The sequence below is a fragment of the Ignatzschineria rhizosphaerae genome (assembly GCF_022655595.1).
GTDB lineage: Bacteria > Pseudomonadota > Gammaproteobacteria > Cardiobacteriales > Wohlfahrtiimonadaceae > Ignatzschineria > Ignatzschineria rhizosphaerae.
The window spans coordinates 2096568-2111802 of sequence record NZ_CP093379.1 but is presented as its reverse complement, the minus strand read 5'-3'; the positions used below and the strand labels follow the sequence as shown (position 1 = coordinate 2111802).

General features: G+C 38.0%; 16 protein-coding genes. 10 read left to right on the top strand and 6 right to left on the bottom strand.

Going from position 1 to position 15235, the window contains the following annotated elements:
• The first annotated feature begins 161 nt into the window (after positions 1 to 161).
• On the top strand, positions 162 to 746 hold the full coding sequence (locus MMG00_RS09295) for a TetR/AcrR family transcriptional regulator (RefSeq protein ID WP_242147650.1): 585 nt from the start codon (positions 162 to 164) through the stop codon (positions 744 to 746).
• 109 nt (positions 747 to 855) lie between these two features.
• Here MMG00_RS09295 and MMG00_RS09290 read toward each other — a convergent pair whose 3' ends face one another.
• Positions 856 to 1299: a universal stress protein gene (locus tag MMG00_RS09290; RefSeq protein WP_242147648.1), complete on the bottom strand. Its 444-nt coding sequence runs from the start codon at positions 1297 to 1299 to the stop codon at positions 856 to 858.
• Positions 1300 to 1492: 193 nt separating this feature from the next.
• On the opposite strand from MMG00_RS09290, the gene MMG00_RS09285 reads away from it, so the two are divergent.
• From MMG00_RS09285 to MMG00_RS09255, 7 genes are all read left to right on the top strand, one after another.
• Positions 1493 to 3082, top strand: a complete 1590-nt coding sequence (locus MMG00_RS09285; protein ID WP_242147646.1) for a peptide chain release factor 3 — start codon at positions 1493 to 1495, stop codon at positions 3080 to 3082.
• 238 nt (positions 3083 to 3320) lie between these two features.
• The gene (locus MMG00_RS09280) at positions 3321 to 3695 is read left to right on the top strand and encodes a hypothetical protein (protein ID WP_242147644.1); all 375 of its coding nucleotides are present in this window, start codon (positions 3321 to 3323) and stop codon (positions 3693 to 3695) included.
• Positions 3662 to 3889, top strand: a complete 228-nt coding sequence (locus MMG00_RS09275; RefSeq protein WP_349775526.1) for an outer membrane protein — start codon at positions 3662 to 3664, stop codon at positions 3887 to 3889. Before MMG00_RS09280 ends, MMG00_RS09275 begins: the two co-directional genes overlap by 34 nt.
• 144 nt (positions 3890 to 4033) lie before the next feature.
• Complete coding sequence (gene murQ, locus MMG00_RS09270; protein ID WP_242147642.1) at positions 4034 to 4957, top strand: N-acetylmuramic acid 6-phosphate etherase; 924 nt, start codon at positions 4034 to 4036, stop codon at positions 4955 to 4957.
• Positions 4957 to 6168 carry an anhydro-N-acetylmuramic acid kinase AnmK gene (anmK, locus tag MMG00_RS09265; RefSeq protein ID WP_242147640.1) on the top strand — a complete coding sequence of 404 codons (1212 nt, stop codon included), beginning with the start codon at positions 4957 to 4959 and terminating at the stop codon, positions 6166 to 6168. Before murQ ends, anmK begins: the two co-directional genes overlap by 1 nt.
• Before the next feature lie 142 nt (positions 6169 to 6310).
• Positions 6311 to 7213 carry a Kdo hydroxylase KdoO gene (gene kdoO, locus MMG00_RS09260; RefSeq protein ID WP_242147638.1) on the top strand — a complete coding sequence of 301 codons (903 nt, stop codon included), beginning with the start codon at positions 6311 to 6313 and terminating at the stop codon, positions 7211 to 7213.
• 322 nt (positions 7214 to 7535) lie between these two features.
• A complete protein-coding gene (locus MMG00_RS09255; protein WP_242153436.1) occupies positions 7536 to 8210 on the top strand; it encodes a LysE family transporter in 675 nt (224 codons plus the stop codon).
• A gap of 478 nt (positions 8211 to 8688) precedes the next feature.
• Here MMG00_RS09255 and MMG00_RS09250 read toward each other — a convergent pair whose 3' ends face one another.
• The 4 genes from MMG00_RS09250 to MMG00_RS09235 all read right to left on the bottom strand — a co-directional run bounded on the left by MMG00_RS09250 (position 8689) and on the right by MMG00_RS09235 (position 12968).
• Positions 8689 to 9396, bottom strand: a complete 708-nt coding sequence (locus MMG00_RS09250; RefSeq protein WP_242147635.1) for a FadR/GntR family transcriptional regulator — start codon at positions 9394 to 9396, stop codon at positions 8689 to 8691.
• Between the two features lie 402 nt (positions 9397 to 9798).
• Positions 9799 to 10548 (bottom strand): MipA/OmpV family protein, encoded by a 750-nt coding sequence (locus MMG00_RS09245; protein WP_242147633.1) that lies wholly within the window; start codon positions 10546 to 10548, stop codon positions 9799 to 9801.
• 354 nt (positions 10549 to 10902) lie between these two features.
• Positions 10903 to 12252: a CoA-disulfide reductase gene (locus MMG00_RS09240; protein WP_242147631.1), complete on the bottom strand. Its 1350-nt coding sequence runs from the start codon at positions 12250 to 12252 to the stop codon at positions 10903 to 10905.
• A gap of 53 nt (positions 12253 to 12305) precedes the next feature.
• Positions 12306 to 12968 (bottom strand): alpha/beta hydrolase, encoded by a 663-nt coding sequence (locus tag MMG00_RS09235; protein ID WP_242147629.1) that lies wholly within the window; start codon positions 12966 to 12968, stop codon positions 12306 to 12308.
• Between the two features lie 270 nt (positions 12969 to 13238).
• Here MMG00_RS09235 and MMG00_RS09230 point away from each other — a divergent pair, with 270 nt between their 5' ends.
• Together MMG00_RS09230 and MMG00_RS09225 are read left to right on the top strand one after the other, a co-directional pair.
• On the top strand, positions 13239 to 13985 hold the full coding sequence (locus MMG00_RS09230; protein ID WP_242147627.1) for a hypothetical protein: 747 nt from the start codon (positions 13239 to 13241) through the stop codon (positions 13983 to 13985).
• Between the two features lie 68 nt (positions 13986 to 14053).
• Entirely contained in the window at positions 14054 to 14377 is a 324-nt protein-coding gene (locus MMG00_RS09225) for a hypothetical protein (protein ID WP_242147624.1), read from the top strand.
• 234 nt (positions 14378 to 14611) lie between these two features.
• Here MMG00_RS09225 and MMG00_RS09220 read toward each other — a convergent pair whose 3' ends face one another.
• Complete coding sequence (locus tag MMG00_RS09220) at positions 14612 to 15073, bottom strand: NUDIX hydrolase (RefSeq protein ID WP_242147622.1); 462 nt, start codon at positions 15071 to 15073, stop codon at positions 14612 to 14614.
• Positions 15074 to 15235 lie beyond the last annotated feature (162 nt).

The window sequence follows — 15235 nt, the reverse complement described above, 5'->3', positions numbered from 1 at the left end:
TTCTGTTAGGTTAATCGCTTATCGAATCCCTGTCAAGTAAAAGGTAAACGATAGTTAACTTTTTTGAATGTAAGTCATGTACAAAAAGGATAATGATTCCCTCAGTCTTAGATTATTGCTATACTAGATGTTAACAACTGTTAGCTAAAGGGAGTATATCGATGAAATTTGATTTTTCAGAAGAGGGTAGTAAAAGCCGTTACTTAGAAGCAGGTTTAACGCTTTTTGCTCATCATGGATATGATTTAGTCTCTGTGAGAGATATTTCCAAGGAAGCGGGAACTTCTGAAGCTGCTCTCTATAAGCATTTTAAGAGCAAAGAAGAGATGGCTCTTTATCTTTTTAGAATTATTTTACGAACCTACACGAAAGAGATTGCTAGAATCGCAGGGCAAGCGGATAAGAGTACGATTGTGAGATTACAAGAGATGCAGCGTTATACTTATGCGCTTTATCATGTTGATCCTGAAAGCGTGCATTTCGCGCTTCTTTCTCAATATAAATTTTGGGCGAAAGTAGAAGATGAGTTAAAGCCCCATTTTTGGATGCGTGATCTTCTTTTAGAAGGGATGGAAAAAGGGGAGATTGAAAAAGTATCGATCTTAACGCTAGTATCTCTTTATACTGGGCTAATTTTAGAGCCACTAATTCAATACACGATGTTTGAAGATCCCCATGTTTCTTGGGAAGCCTTTACCGATGAGGTGAGCCATGCGGTTCATAAGCTCTTGGTGAAAAAGGATTAAGACTTTTTCCAAGTCTTTTTTAACCTGACTTTTAGGTTTATCTTTAAAATGAAAAAGCGCATATTTATAGATGCGCTTTTTTGATAAAAATGATTGATCTTAATGAATATTAAGAGACTTTCACCGTTAAGATATCGCAAGGGGAATCATTAATGATTGATCCCGAAGTTGAGCCTAAAAGGACACCTAAGCCCGATCTTGTATGCGACCCTATGACTAAGAGATCTGCTTTGAGTTCTTCGGCTGCTCTTAAGATTCCTTCTTTGGTTGAAAGCGCCGAGATGACCATGGTATCGGCATCTGGAATACCGAGTTTCATGGAGAGCTCTCGCATGGATTTTTTTGCTTCTGCGATAATTTCGCTATCAGAGACTTGAGGAATGATCGGCATTAATTCGTAGCCTGCACTAATACTGATGCCTTCAAGAATATTGAGAAGCGTGATTTTTGCATGGTTACGCTTTGCAACAACCAGCGCTTGTCTACCGACTTTTTCAGCATCTTGCGATTGATCGACAGCGACAATGATGTGTTGATATTCTGATTCGGACATTTGTTATCTCCATATAATGGTATGAATGTAATATGCGATCGTATTAATGATTAATACATTAACCTTCTATTTCCTTATAACAAGAGATCAGGGTTTTGGCAATTCTAATGCGCCGAAAAAGCGACCTAAACCAAAAAAAAGTGTACAATACGAGCACCTATTTTTTGAGTAACGTATTAAAAAAATTACAATCATGAGTAAATTAGCGAAAGAAGTTGCAAGACGTAGAACCTTTGCCATTATTGCCCACCCGGATGCCGGTAAAACAACAATGACAGAAAAACTCCTTCTATTTGGGGGTGCGATTAATCTTGCCGGCTCTGTAAAGGGCAGAAAAGCAGCAAGACATGCCACCTCAGACTGGATGGAGCTAGAGCAGCAACGTGGGATTTCTGTAACATCCTCTGTGATGCAGTTCCCTTACCGTGATTGTATGATTAACTTACTTGATACGCCTGGGCACCAAGACTTCTCAGAAGATACTTATCGTACTTTAACAGCAGTAGACTCAGCGCTCATGATGATCGATTGCGCAAACGGGGTTGAAGAGCAGACGATTAAGCTCATGAATGTATGCCGTCTTCGTGATACGCCTATCATTACCTTTATTAATAAGCTCGACCGTGATGGTAAAGAGCCTATTGATTTACTGGATGAGGTTGAAGATGTTCTAAAAATCAATTGTGCGCCTGTGACTTGGCCAATTGGGATGGGCCGTGATCTTAAAGGGGTTTACCATATCTTAGAAGATTATATTCATCTTTATGATTCAACAGAGCGTGGAACAAGAAGTAAAGGGCGCGTGGTTCAAGGGATTAATAGTAAAGAGCTAGATGACGTTTTAGGTGTTGATCGCGCAAATGCTTTTAGAGAAGAAGTAGAGCTTGTGAAAGTGGCAAGTCATGAATTTGATATTGAAGAGTATCGCGCGGGGCGTTTAACGCCGGTTTACTTTGGTTCGGCAATTACAAACTTTGGTGTTCAAGAGATGCTTGATGGCTTTGTAGAGATTGCACCATCGCCGAAAAAACAAGCGACCTTAACACGAGATGTCCTTGCTGATGAAGAACCTTTAACAGGATTTGTTTTTAAAATTCAAGCCAATATGGACCCTCGTCACCGAGATAGAATCGCTTTTATGCGAGTTTGCTCTGGGAAATATACGCCAGGCATGAATGCGCGTCACGTCCGTATTGGGAAGAATATTCGTATTCCAGAAGCATTAACCTTTATGGCATCAGATCGGGGGCATTTAGAAGAAGCTTATGCCGGCGATATTATCGGGATCTATAATCACGGCACAATCCGTATCGGCGATACTTTCTCAGAAGGGGAAGAGATCAGCTTTAAGGGGATTCCCGATTTTGCTCCTGAACTTTTCCGCCGTGCGCGTCTTCGTGATCCTCTTAAGATGAAGCATCTTGAACGAGGTCTTGAGCAACTTTGTGAAGAAGGGGCAACGCAATTATTTAAACCGCTTCGTAATAATGATTTAATTATTGGGGCTGTCGGAATCCTTCAGTTTGATGTGGTTGCTCACCGTTTGAAGCTTGAATATAACGTTGATTGTATCTTTGAGCACGTTGATGTTTCAACGGCGCGTTGGGTACATTCAAAAGATCCGAAGAAATTTGAAGAGTTTAAGCGCAAAGCAGAAGATAACTTAGCGGTAGATCACCATGGTGAATATGTTTATATCGCACCTACTCGAGTAAACTTACATTTAGCGCAAGAGCGTTATCCGGATATCTCTTTTGATGCATTCCGTGAAATTCATGGTTAAGAAGTCGCTTATTAAAGGCGCTCTTTAGTTATAATTTTTATAAAAATATTATCCCAGTTAATCAAAAAGAGATTAGCTGGGATTTTTTATAAAAAAATTTTCTTATAAATATCATTTGCCTTTACTTTTCTTTTCAAATATTTTACATGTAAACAGATCATTATCAATTTAAACAGTAGGTTTGTGTGTAGTATTCGCTATAATACGTGCAGGGATTTTTATATGGGAGATTTAAAGAATGAAAAAGGTATTTTTAATTTCAGCATTATCAATTTCAGTAATGGGTACTGCTGCAGTAGCACAAGATTATCACCACTATATTTCTGGTAAGGCATCAGCAACTCGTTTAGAGAATAAATTTACGAGCGATATAGGGTTAAACCAAGTCAATACATTTGATCGATTAAACTTAGATCATAAAAAAAATGATACAGTCGCAGGATTGCGTTTAGCTTATGGTGTAAACATTCCACTTTGGGATAATAATTTACGTGCAGAGTTAGAGTATGGCTTTAATGGTAAAGCAAAATTAGATGGTTATTCTGTATCATCAAATGTGAACTATAAAAGCGATATCAAATCACAGGTAGTGGTAACTTTGCATGGAACTTAACAGCAGGTATCAGCTATGATGTAACAGAAGATTTCTCACTAGATGCAAGCTATCGTTATATGGATTACGGTAAAGCAAAAGCAAATAATGATGGAGGCTTTGGTGCATCGGCTTATCGCATTAATAGCGAATCCAAAGTGCGTGCAAACGAGATCAATCTTGGTATTCGTTACCGTTTAAATTACAATAAGTAATCTTAAAGGGATTTTAAAAGTCATTTTAGATCTCATAACAGATGAAGAGAAGACCTTGGTGATTGCCAAGGTCTTTTTCATTCCTTAAGAAAAATGAGAGATACGTTATACTGATTTTATTTTATTACTGAAAGAAAGAGGGTTATGACGATAACATCTAAAGTTTCTTTAGCCCAGATCGGCACAGAACAGCGAAATCCCCGGACAATGGCGATAGATACCCTGTCAACATTGGAGATGGTCACTTTGATCAATCAAGAAGACCAGCAAGTTATTATCGCTGTTAACCAAGCACTCCCTGAGATTGCCAAAGCAATTGATGCAATTGTGATAGCCTTAAAAAAAGGGGGGCGATTAATCTATATTGGTGCTGGCACTTCAGGGCGATTAGGCGTATTAGATGCTTCTGAATGTTTACCAACATTTGGTGTTGGTGAAGAAAAAGTGATTGGGATTATCGCAGGGGGGGATAGAGCCTTAAGACACCCTGTTGAAGTTGCTGAAGATAGTGAAGAGAGCGTGATTGCTGATTTAAAAGCGATAGGTTTTAATGATAGAGATATTTTGTGCGCCATCGCCTCTTCAGGGAGAACGCCTTACTGCCTTGGTGGTATTGGTTATGCGAAAAAGATGAAGGCGAAAAGTATAGCGCTTGCGTGTGTTAAAGAGAGTGCGATTGGTAAAATTGCTGATTTTACAATTGAAGCCGTTGTTGGCGAGGAAGTGATTACCGGCTCTACTCGCATGAAATCGGGCTCTGCGCAAAAAATGATCCTCAATATGTTATCTACCGGTACGATGATCCAATTAGGGAAAGTGTATAGTAATTTGATGGTAGATGTTCGCTCGACAAATGAGAAGCTGATAGAAAGATCCCGACAGATGTTGATGGATGCTACTGATTGTGATTATCAGCGCGCTGTTACCCTGTTATCTGCCGCAGATGGTCATGTGAAAAGCGCAATTGTTATGGAAATTTTAAACGTTGATTATCAAGAGGCTAGGCAGTTATTGGAAAAGCATGAAGGGCATATTCGACATCTATTAACCGCTAAGAGGGAGGATTGATGAGTAAGGCTGTATTTGCTGTTGGCTTAATGACCGGTACCTCTTTAGATGGTATCGATGCTGCACTTGTAAAGCTTAAAGGGCAAGGACTAGATACAGAGTGTGAATTGCTACATTTTTTATCAAAGCCTCTCTCTTTAACATTAAGACAAAAGATCAGTAAAGAGTGTGACAATATGCAATCTACGGTGGCAGGAATCTGCTCTTTAAACATGGAGCTAGGAGTGCTCTATAGTGAGACTGTGACTGCGTTATTAGCAGAAGCTTTATTAGCGCAGCAGACATTTCCCGAAAAGTTTGCCGGATTTAAAGGGAAGTTAGACTTTATTGCCTCTCATGGGCAGACGATCTACCATCTTCCCCAAAAAGTTGCTAAAAAAGCAGGATTGATGCCATCGACTCTCCAAATAGGCGATCCCTCTTTGATGGCTTATCAGCACCAAACAGATGTCTATTTTAATTTTCGTATGATGGATGTTGCCGCCGGCGGTGATGGTGCGCCTTTAGTGCCCTTAACAGAGTTGATACTCTATAGTCATCCTCAGAAGAATCGATTGCTTCAAAATATTGGGGGAATTGGGAATGTGACGGTCATGCCTCAAAAAGCGACCATTGAAGATATCTGGGCCTTTGATACCGGTCCTGGCAATATGATGATTAATGATGCCATGATGTATCTTTATCAAAAACCTTTTGATGATAAAGGCGCTATTGCCAAAAGTGGGGCGTTAATTGAGGATTTATACTCACAATTAATAGCGCATCCTTACCTACTAGAAAAACCGCCTAAATCAACGGGAAGAGAGCTTTTTGGCAGCCGCTTTACAGATCAATTATTACAATCTTTTTCTTACGAAAAGCCGGAAGATTTGATTCATACTTTGACAAGATTTACCGCTTACACTATTGCTGAGAATTATCGGCAATTTATATTGCCTTATCATCTAATTGATGAGGTGATTATTGGGGGTGGCGGGGCTTATAATTTAGCTCTTGTGTCTTATCTACAAGAAGAACTCCCTAATATCTCTGTGTTAACCAATGAGGAGATTGGGATCTCAAGTGATGCTAAAGAAGCGATCGCATTTGCATTGCTTGGTTATCAAACAAGGATGCGGCAAATTGGGAATGTGCCTAAAGCAACAGGGGCAATAGAGGCACTTGTGATAGGTCAACTTTGCCCTAATCCTTTCCCTATTATTTTAGAATAGTGTTAGAATGGCGAATTGATAATCATTCTTTTTTATGGTGATAACCAATTGTAATCTGCCTTCAGAGAGCTGTTTTATTAATGGTTTTTAAGGGCTTTTTTTAAACTAAATTCAATAGTATTACGATTTTTGGGAGGTAAAAATGTCAGCATCGACAGATAATGCACCAATTTTGGAATTAGGAATTACAGAGTGGCGTGCGGAGAATATTGATCAAGAAAATATTGTGGCGCATTTAGAGCAAGGTGAAGTGCTTTATTTTCCCTCTCTACCTTTTAAGTTAACTGAAGAGGAAACGGCCCTTTTAGATCCAAAATTTGTGAGCCCAAAACGTAAAAACATTATGTATCAGGCAGATAAAGATGCCATTCGTGGAACGGCTGAAGATCTATCTGAAGCACAAAAAACTGCCTTAAAAGGGCTATTAAAACGCTATTCTGAGGCGAGTTTGCGTTTAATTACGGATCTTATCCCTGAGTATAAGGGGAAGCTTCATAGTCCGATGAATACTTTAAGACTCAATGCGATTGATGAGTGGAGCGATAGTAACTCTTTTCGTAAAGATGACCGTAGGCTTCATGTTGATGCGTTTCCTTCAAGACCACTCCATGGTAAACGTATTATCCGTATTTTTAATAATATCAATCCTGCCGGTGTTCCTCGAAAATGGCGCGTAGGGGAGACTTTTCCTGAGTTAGCAAAACGCCTTTTGCCTCAAACTAAAAGTTATTCCAGTATTGGTGCCACATTATTAGATACGTTAAAGATTACAAAAAGCCGTAGAACGCATTATGATCACATCATGTTACAGTTTCACGACATTATGAAAGAAGATCAAGATTATCAAGATAATGGGGTACAGTGGGATGTTAACTTTATGCCAGGATCGACTTGGATCTGCTTTTCAGATCAAACGCCTCATGCGGCGATGAGTGGGCAATTTATGTTAGAGCAGACATTTCAATTAGATGTCGATGATATGGTGGATAGTTCGCAATCGCCTCTTCGAGTTTTAGAGAAGATGGTCGGGCAAAAGCTTATTTAAAATAGTCAGACTATTTTTAAGTGAGATCATTAGTTTTAGAAGAAATGCTGATATGATACCTATCGGCATTTTTCTTTTTTCACCTTAAAAAAGTAGTGTGCCTATACTATAGTAAAACGGGTCTAAAAGTAATTGAATCAGATTGCCCGCGCATCGGTTATGAGGAGCACAAGAATAGTTCTATCCAGTAGCGCGCAAGCTAATTTGGTACATTCTCCAAACCCTTGATACTATTTAAAATAGTCTTTCTTAAACCGAATCTACTATATAGAAATTTATTATATCTCTTAAAGGCAATTTATCAGTTATGTACGAAGCAACCATGTTATTAATCACTGTTGCGGGGATCCACTTAATGGCATTAATCACGCCGGGCCCTGATTTTTTCTTAGTAACACAAGTCGCGGTGAGTCATTCAAGACGTGAAGCGACAATGGCAGTGATAGGCATTACATTAGGGGTTGCGGTATGGGCGGTGGTTGCTTTATTAGGATTGCATGTTTTAGTTGAAAAACTCCCTTGGATTCAGACGATTCTCTATTTTGCGGGGGGGAGTTACTTAAGTTATTTAGGCTACTTACTTTTAAGATCGAGCTATATTCAAATTAAGCGTCAAAAAAATGTCCATACGGGACGAGTCGGCGATGAGAGTGAAAGTGCGCCTAAAATTCAGATTGAGAAGCAATATAAGAACCGTCTACTTTTAAAAGGTTTGTTAACAAATTTGGCTAACCCCAAAGCATTAATCTATTTTGGGAGCGTGTTTGTGCTTTTTGTGGGGGGACAGGTCTCTAATGTGGTACGTGTAGAGATCTTTGCACTTGTTGTGATCGAGACCTTTTTGTGGTTTATGCTCGTTGCGATTTTATTCTCACTCCCTAAGTTAAAAGCGCTTTATCAAAGTGTTGGTGGTTATATTGATGGCATTGCCGGTATTTTCTTTGTAGGTTTTGGTTTAAATTTAATTTATCAATCGATCATGGCGCTTATTAGTTAATCACAGATCATAACGATTTCCTGATTGCTGTGCACAAAGCGATGGTTAAAAGAGGTTTTCTTCTTTTTAGAAAACCTCTTTTTATATTAATAAGTTATGGTTTTTATAGGCCTAATAATCAAGAAGAAATAAGCAAAGAAGAGCGCTATTCATAGTTATTATCCTTTCATACGCAGAGTTGTCCTAAAAGTTATCCATAGAAATTGTGCATAACTTCGAGTATTTTGGAAAGGATCTGTGATCTATGGTGATTTCTAAATAAAATCAGAGGTCAAAATTTATTAGTTAGCCATCTCTAAAATAGGTCGATGAGCAGCTGTGTCGAATACTTGCATGCTTTTTGAAATTACGCACCAGCAGTTTTAAGCCTTTTTAAGTTCGTATCGGAATTTAATACGTAACAGCTATATTTAAAAAAGGAATAAAAAAACGAGTCTGTAAAAAGACTCGTCTTTTAAGAATATTTTAAGAGGTTGGATTAATTGGTGGAATTGGGGACTTGATAGAGCCCAATTGTATCTTCGATATGAGCCTTCATTAATTCAACGCCTTTATCCGCATCACGAGCTAAAAGGGCATTGTAGAGCTCTCTATGCACATCGACAAAGTAATCAACATTCACCAATTTACGTACCGTGGTTCTTGTCTCATTAAGAGATTCAAAGAGCTGTTTAAAGATAATCTCTACAACACGAACCATCGTCGGATTATGGCTTGCTTTAACGAGTGCTAAATGAAAGCGCAGATCCTCTTTAGTTGCCGCTTTATGCAGTTTTGTGCGCTCTTCAAGGGCAATAAGCGCCTCTTCGATATCTTTAAGATCATCATTTGTAGCCCGTTTAGTGGCAAGTACAAAAGCTCTTGTCTCAAGACCTTCCCGAATCTCTAAAAGATCAATAATATCTGAGCTATGAATATTAAGAACACGATTACGAAGACGGCTTAAGATGAGGTCTTTATCATTATGGGTTAGGAAAAGCAGCCCTTCACGATCTAAAAAGATATTTTCACCCTTTAAGACATCAATCGCTTGTAAAATATCGGCTTCAGGTTTTTTGAGTGATTTTACGATTTCAGGGATTTCCGGCAGGATCTCTCCTGGTAAAAATGCCCCAGTTTCAATCATATCCATAAATTCAACGATCACTTCTTCATGGGGTAAGCGTTCTACAACCGATAATTTCATAATGATTCCTCCTATCAAATAAGCACTGAAAAATTACTAAGCTTATTTATGTGAATGAATGGTAGCAGCCGACTAGGCACGATTAAAGCATCGAAATATCAATGATAATAATAGATCCCTAGGGTTAGCAGCTGCGTATCACTTGTTATTTTAATGAGCTATTTCAAGATCAGGTGATGAAATAGTTAAATATTGTTTTTTATAATAAATTTATGATTTTTATGGTTTTTGATAATTATTTTTTAAGATAGATCTCTTAGATTCACTTTTACATAAAAAAGCGTTTGGAGCAATAGTTACTTATTAATGTATTTTATTTACAATAATCAATTCCATAAAAAAGAGCTCCATAAGAGCTCTTTTAGGCGTTAGATAGAATGTATTAAGACCATTATATTTCTATTAGAAATTATAGTTAATTCCTAAGGCAAAACTTGTCAATGTTGAGCGGTTAGTGATGGGGCTATCCTTTACTTTGCTTGGAAGGAATTTCATCTCAACGCCGCCAAAAACATGAAATCGGTCTGTTGCTTTTACAACCATTCCTAATGCAATATGAGGCGTAACGCTCGCACCAGGGCGGTATTGCTTAATTCCAGATCTAAAAGACTCATCCATGGAAACGCCGTAGTAGTAGCGATTATGCTTATTGTTATCCCAGGTTAATCCTGCTGTTGGAACTAACGTAAAATGGTTATTGACCTGATAGATATAGCCTAAACTCGCATCAGCGCTTAAACCTTTACTACGACCAAGGATATCTCCATTGATTTCAGCGGAGATAAAAAGGTTATTATCAAAGCGATGATTTACCCCCGTTCCTAATAGTAGTGTTGATTTACGGCGATCTAAGAGGGTAAATACCCCATGTGAATCACTAGGTTTAAAGCTTAAAGCTTGATATTTAAGATGAACATCAATCTTTGTATTGTCAAATTCCAGAAGATCTAACCCAAGTTTAAGTCCTTTAATAAAGAACATTCCAGATTGATACTCGACATGAGGAACCGGAACCCAATCAGAGTTATCGCCCACAAAAGGTTTTTGCTGATAACCTACGCCGATTCCTAAGCTTAAACCTTCTAAAGAGTTTGCTTGTGAGATGCTAAATAGTGACGCAATAAATGTGGATAGTAAAATTTTTTTCATCATTATCTTTTTCATAATTCGTTGGGAGATTTCAGCGCTATTTCTGATTGGTAAGATTATTAGATCCCTGTAGGTATCAATCTTTATCAGTATATTGTTAATATTGACAACATTGTTGTCGATATATTCTAGTCGTTGTCTTTCGTTAAAGAAAGTCCTTTTCGCAAATTTGTTGAAAATAATTGTCAAAAGGTGATGCAATCAGTCATTAATTATAGGTTTTGAGAGGATATTCAGGGAATGCCTGTTTTAGAATCAATCCTAAAATAGCTTTTGCTTGAACAAAATTAAAAAGAGCATCTTTATAGATGCTCTTTTATGAAGTGATTAACTCTTAAAAAATAATGATCATTTCCCTTATTTTGCCGTATTTGCTGCAATATTGATAGCTTCCCATGTTGTCGTAAATGGGGGGGCGTAGCCTAAATCAATAAATCCTAACTCATCAGTTGTAATGCCGGCATGAATGGCAATACTTAAAGCATGTAAGCGAAGTGCTGCATCTTTTTTACCAAAAATTTGTGCCCCCAATAGGACCTTAGTATCAGGGCTATAGACTAGCTTGATCGTTAGGGTGATCTGCCCTCGATAATAATTGGTGTGATTAGGTGTTTCAATAAGCGTTGTTTTATAGGGAATATTGGCTTCTAATGCCATTTTTTCGGTAAGACCTGTACTGCCACACTCATATTGCCCGACTTTTAATAAGCTAGAACCTAGAGCGCCGGGAAAGGCGACAAAGTGTTCTTGAGTGGTTACCACATTGGTACCGATTAATCTTCCCATTTTATTGGCATAGGTCGCTAGCGGTAGATAGCGATTCCCTAGTTGTTGATGAGGGATGGTTGCGCAATCGCCGGCACTAAAGACATCGGGAATGGATGTTTGCCCATATTGATCGATGATGATGGCGCCGTTAGGGAGTTTTTGTAAACGAGCATCGGTAATAAACTCCGTATTAGGCCTAAAGCCGATGGCGACTATTACTGCATCTGTGGGAATATGTTCATCAGTTGTCATGACACTTTGTACTTGATTATCAACAACTTTTAAACCTGTTACGGCTTCATCTAAACGAATTTTAATACGCTCTTTAGTGAGGGCTTTTTCAATAAGCTCCGAAAATTCTGTATCAAAGGGCCCTTGCATAATATGAGCGCCTCCTTGAATAATCGTCACTTTTTTCCCTAAAGTTGCGAGCTGATCTGCAACTTCTACGCCAATAAAACCGCCGCCAATAACAGCAATAGATTGATATTTTACTAGATCTGCTTTAAGGGCTTCTACATCTCGTAGTTTTGTATGTAGATAGATATTTTTAGCACTCATTCCCGCAAGGTTTAATTCTTGTGGTGATGCACCCGTTGCGATTACTAAACGATCATAAGCAATATCTGAGATCTCTTGCGTTTTAAGGTTGCAGGCTTTAACGATTTTTTTATCAAAATCAATCTTAATGGCTTCTGTTTCTAGAAGTAAGGTGATACCACTTTTTTCGATCTGCTCAGGGGTTCTTGCAAACATATAGCTTGGGTCATCAAATTGCTTTCCTAGATAGTAAGGTAAACCACAAGCGCCAAAAGAGATGTAATTCTCTTTTTCAATGACCGTGATCTTTGCATGAGGATTCTCTCTTTGTGCTTTCGCAGCTACACTCATGCCGGCACCGATACCGCCGATAATCACGACATTTAAAGGGGGATTCATATTTATCTCCTTTGATGGTTTTATAATTGAGATATCAAAATGGATGAAGCATTTTAGGGTTGTAGTAGGTCAACAAGCCAGTTAGCAATATCTTGTAGCTCTTCATTGATTACTTCATGACGCATAGGATAATCGTGCCACGTTGTTTTAACGCCTCGAGTACGCAAAAATTCTTCCGCAGCCTTGCCTAGCTCGATATTGACAACATCATCCATTGACCCATGGAGATGAAGCGTTGGAATGGCTTTTTTAGTTTCTGCAATATTAAGTGATTCATCAAAGGTAGCGCTATATGTTGAGAGCGCCATCACCCCGCCAACAGCTTTATCATAAGCAATAAATGCGGTATTAAAGACTACGGCGCCACCTTGAGAGAATCCCGCTAAAACAATGCGGTTCAGCGCAATCCCTTTTTGAACTTCATCTTCAATCAAGGAGATTACGTATTGGCTTGATTCATCAAGTTCAGATTGTTTGATTTCTCGTGGTGTTGTCAGCGCAATAATGTCATACCAAGAGGGCATAGGAAAGCCGTTGTTTAGCGTGACAGGGCGAATGGGGGCTTGAGGGAGGATAAAACGTGTTTTAGGTAAGATTTTATTTTGTAGGATTTGAGCTACTGGAAGAAAATCTTCTTTACTTGCTCCTAAACCATGGAGCCAAATGACGGCAGAATCAGCGGTTTGCTTCGGATCTAAAATGATGGGGCTTTCCATTGATTAATTCCTTTATAACTTTTCAAATATGAAAAAATTAAATTTTTATAAAAAGTACTCTATCATAGGATTACGGAAATGGGAGGGAAGAATATTGTTTTTCAGCCGGAATTTGATCATTTAGCAAAGTAGTTTTATTAAAGGATGTTCACTTCAAGTTAGTTATCTTGATGACCTTATGAAGTGATTAATCTATTCTCGCTATGAATAACTTAGACTATTTTTTAATACAAAATAGAGATGAACTATTAAGGTTGTAAGAGAGGGTGAGTGAGAAAATTTATTATAGTAATTATTGTTTTTTTAACAGGCTGTTTTGAAGAAAAGAATCTTCAAGGACTAGATGTTACTGAAATAATAACATCTTTAAATTTGATTATAGAGCCTCGTTGCATTTATACGCCTTTAAAAGGTCTCTATTTTAATACCAGCTCTAGAGTCTATGATGTGGAGGAACGACGTTGGAAAACTACCGCATTGCCGGCAATTAGTGTAAGGCGAGAGTCTTTTGAGCAAGATAAAATCGAAAAAATGATGGTGCTTGTGGATTTAGGCCTTTTCTCGATAGAAGAACGGACGTTGATTCTGAAGAATAGAGATTATCAAGGACGCCATAATCTTTATTATGTTGGGGATTTTAGGGAAGATGAGGAAGAGATACAGTCAACTTATGGCGTGAGATTTATTCTGACAGATTATGGTAAAGAGTATATCAAAGAGAATGATCAATATGGCAACTTAGGGCTTTGCACTGGGTATCACTCTGTTAAGGCAATAGGAAGACCTCACAAAGCTTATCTGTTTGATGCAAAAACAGAAAAAGATATTAGGCGTTTGCACCTCTCTTTTAATACAGAATTTATTTTAATAGATAACTTTATTAATAATAGTAAGTTACAACAAGCATTCCCCGATATTCATGAGGTGATCTCTAGACATCAAGCTGGCTACGGACTTTTCTCTGTTAATAAACGGGAAGAGCTATGGAAGGTTGAGCCAAAGAGCATCATGTTCTAAGGAGGAGAGCGCTTACATGGTGTTAGATGCACGATCTAATATTTAGATAGGTTTAGATAGGAAGAGACATGATTAAAAAAATGGCTGTTTTATTCAGCTTATTAGTAATTATTTCAGCAAATATCGCATTTTCACAAGTAGAGTCAGCTACTAGTGATAAAACAGACAAAGAACTCGAAAGTGAATGTTACGCGCTTGTTAAGGAAAAGCTCAACTTCCTAGAACAGCCAAGATTTCAAGGAACTACAAAATCTTCTTATAGAGAAGGACATACTTTAATCTCTCTTAGCTTTGTTTCAAGAAGTGATACGGGACAAAACACTTTTTGGTCAGGACTCTGTGAAATTGAAAATAAAATAATTACTTCTGTTGAAATCATAGATATGAATTGATCTCTTTCTTTAGCCTTGTTGAACTATAGTTATTTAATGATCGGCGGGAATCACGACCGATGTTAATATCTCTTTGGGTTCCTATGATAAAGGGATTTCTTTGCTCTGATTATTGCTCCGCTACGTTAATTGGCATAGCGGACAATTAAAGGTCTTTCGGATATTTCGTAGATGTATTAACCGCGTAAAGTATAGCTCCATCGGTATAACGATGGATATCTTATATAATGCATTTTAAGCATCAAAAGCTGTTTCAAATCCAAGACTTTCTCCCATATCATCAATCAAATCTAACCATGTAGGGATTACAAAGCTTGTCATTAAGGGGGCAAAATCATAGTTTGGAATCTCTTTTGGTGTAATCCAAATGGCTTCAGCGATCTCAGATGCGGCACTAATTTCTACCAGTTCTGGTAACAAAATAAAAAAGAGGTTTGAGCGAATAAAGTAGCCAGGCTCATTAGCAGCTGGCGCATCATACTCTTTAATAAAGTGGGCAAGCATGGGAGGGATTGTAAGGCCAACTTCTTCTTGAAGTTCTCGCATAAGCGCTTCTATGGGTGTTTCTCCGGCATCAATTTTCCCACCAGGAAGCATATACTTTTGGGTGTTTTTCTTTCTAACAACAAGTAATCGTCCTTTAGGATCGACAATAATACCGGCAGCTAGTATAAAAAGTTTTGATTCATCAACCATGATTATAGATCTCAATTTTTGGATAGCGTTAATTTAAAGTGGAGAGGTAATTGTACGGTATTTTAAGAGGGAACTAGATCTTGAATCATAAAAATAGTACAGATTTTAATTTCTAATATGTCAATGCAATATGTTAATAGCCCCAAAAACAGGTATAATTAT

What these genes read in the sequence shown, in the direction of transcription:
- MMG00_RS09290 (WP_242147648.1), bottom strand. Translation starts at nt 1,299, where the DNA reads ATGTCCGAATCAGAATATCAACACATCATTGTCGCTGTCGATCAATCG.
- MMG00_RS09220 (WP_242147622.1), bottom strand. Translation starts at nt 15,073, where the DNA reads ATGGTTGATGAATCAAAACTTTTTATACTAGCTGCCGGTATTATTGTC.
- MMG00_RS09225 (WP_242147624.1), top strand. Translation starts at nt 14,054, where the DNA reads ATGATTAAAAAAATGGCTGTTTTATTCAGCTTATTAGTAATTATTTCA.
- MMG00_RS09295 (WP_242147650.1), top strand. Translation starts at nt 162, where the DNA reads ATGAAATTTGATTTTTCAGAAGAGGGTAGTAAAAGCCGTTACTTAGAA.
- MMG00_RS09255 (WP_242153436.1), top strand. Translation starts at nt 7,536, where the DNA reads ATGTTATTAATCACTGTTGCGGGGATCCACTTAATGGCATTAATCACG.
- MMG00_RS09280 (WP_242147644.1), top strand. Translation starts at nt 3,321, where the DNA reads ATGAAAAAGGTATTTTTAATTTCAGCATTATCAATTTCAGTAATGGGT.
- MMG00_RS09250 (WP_242147635.1), bottom strand. Translation starts at nt 9,396, where the DNA reads ATGAAATTATCGGTTGTAGAACGCTTACCCCATGAAGAAGTGATCGTT.
- kdoO (WP_242147638.1), top strand. Translation starts at nt 6,311, where the DNA reads ATGTCAGCATCGACAGATAATGCACCAATTTTGGAATTAGGAATTACA.
- MMG00_RS09235 (WP_242147629.1), bottom strand. Translation starts at nt 12,968, where the DNA reads ATGGAAAGCCCCATCATTTTAGATCCGAAGCAAACCGCTGATTCTGCC.
- anmK (WP_242147640.1), top strand. Translation starts at nt 4,957, where the DNA reads ATGAGTAAGGCTGTATTTGCTGTTGGCTTAATGACCGGTACCTCTTTA.
- MMG00_RS09285 (WP_242147646.1), top strand. Translation starts at nt 1,493, where the DNA reads ATGAGTAAATTAGCGAAAGAAGTTGCAAGACGTAGAACCTTTGCCATT.
- MMG00_RS09245 (WP_242147633.1), bottom strand. Translation starts at nt 10,548, where the DNA reads ATGATGAAAAAAATTTTACTATCCACATTTATTGCGTCACTATTTAGC.
- murQ (WP_242147642.1), top strand. Translation starts at nt 4,034, where the DNA reads ATGACGATAACATCTAAAGTTTCTTTAGCCCAGATCGGCACAGAACAG.
- MMG00_RS09240 (WP_242147631.1), bottom strand. Translation starts at nt 12,252, where the DNA reads ATGAATCCCCCTTTAAATGTCGTGATTATCGGCGGTATCGGTGCCGGC.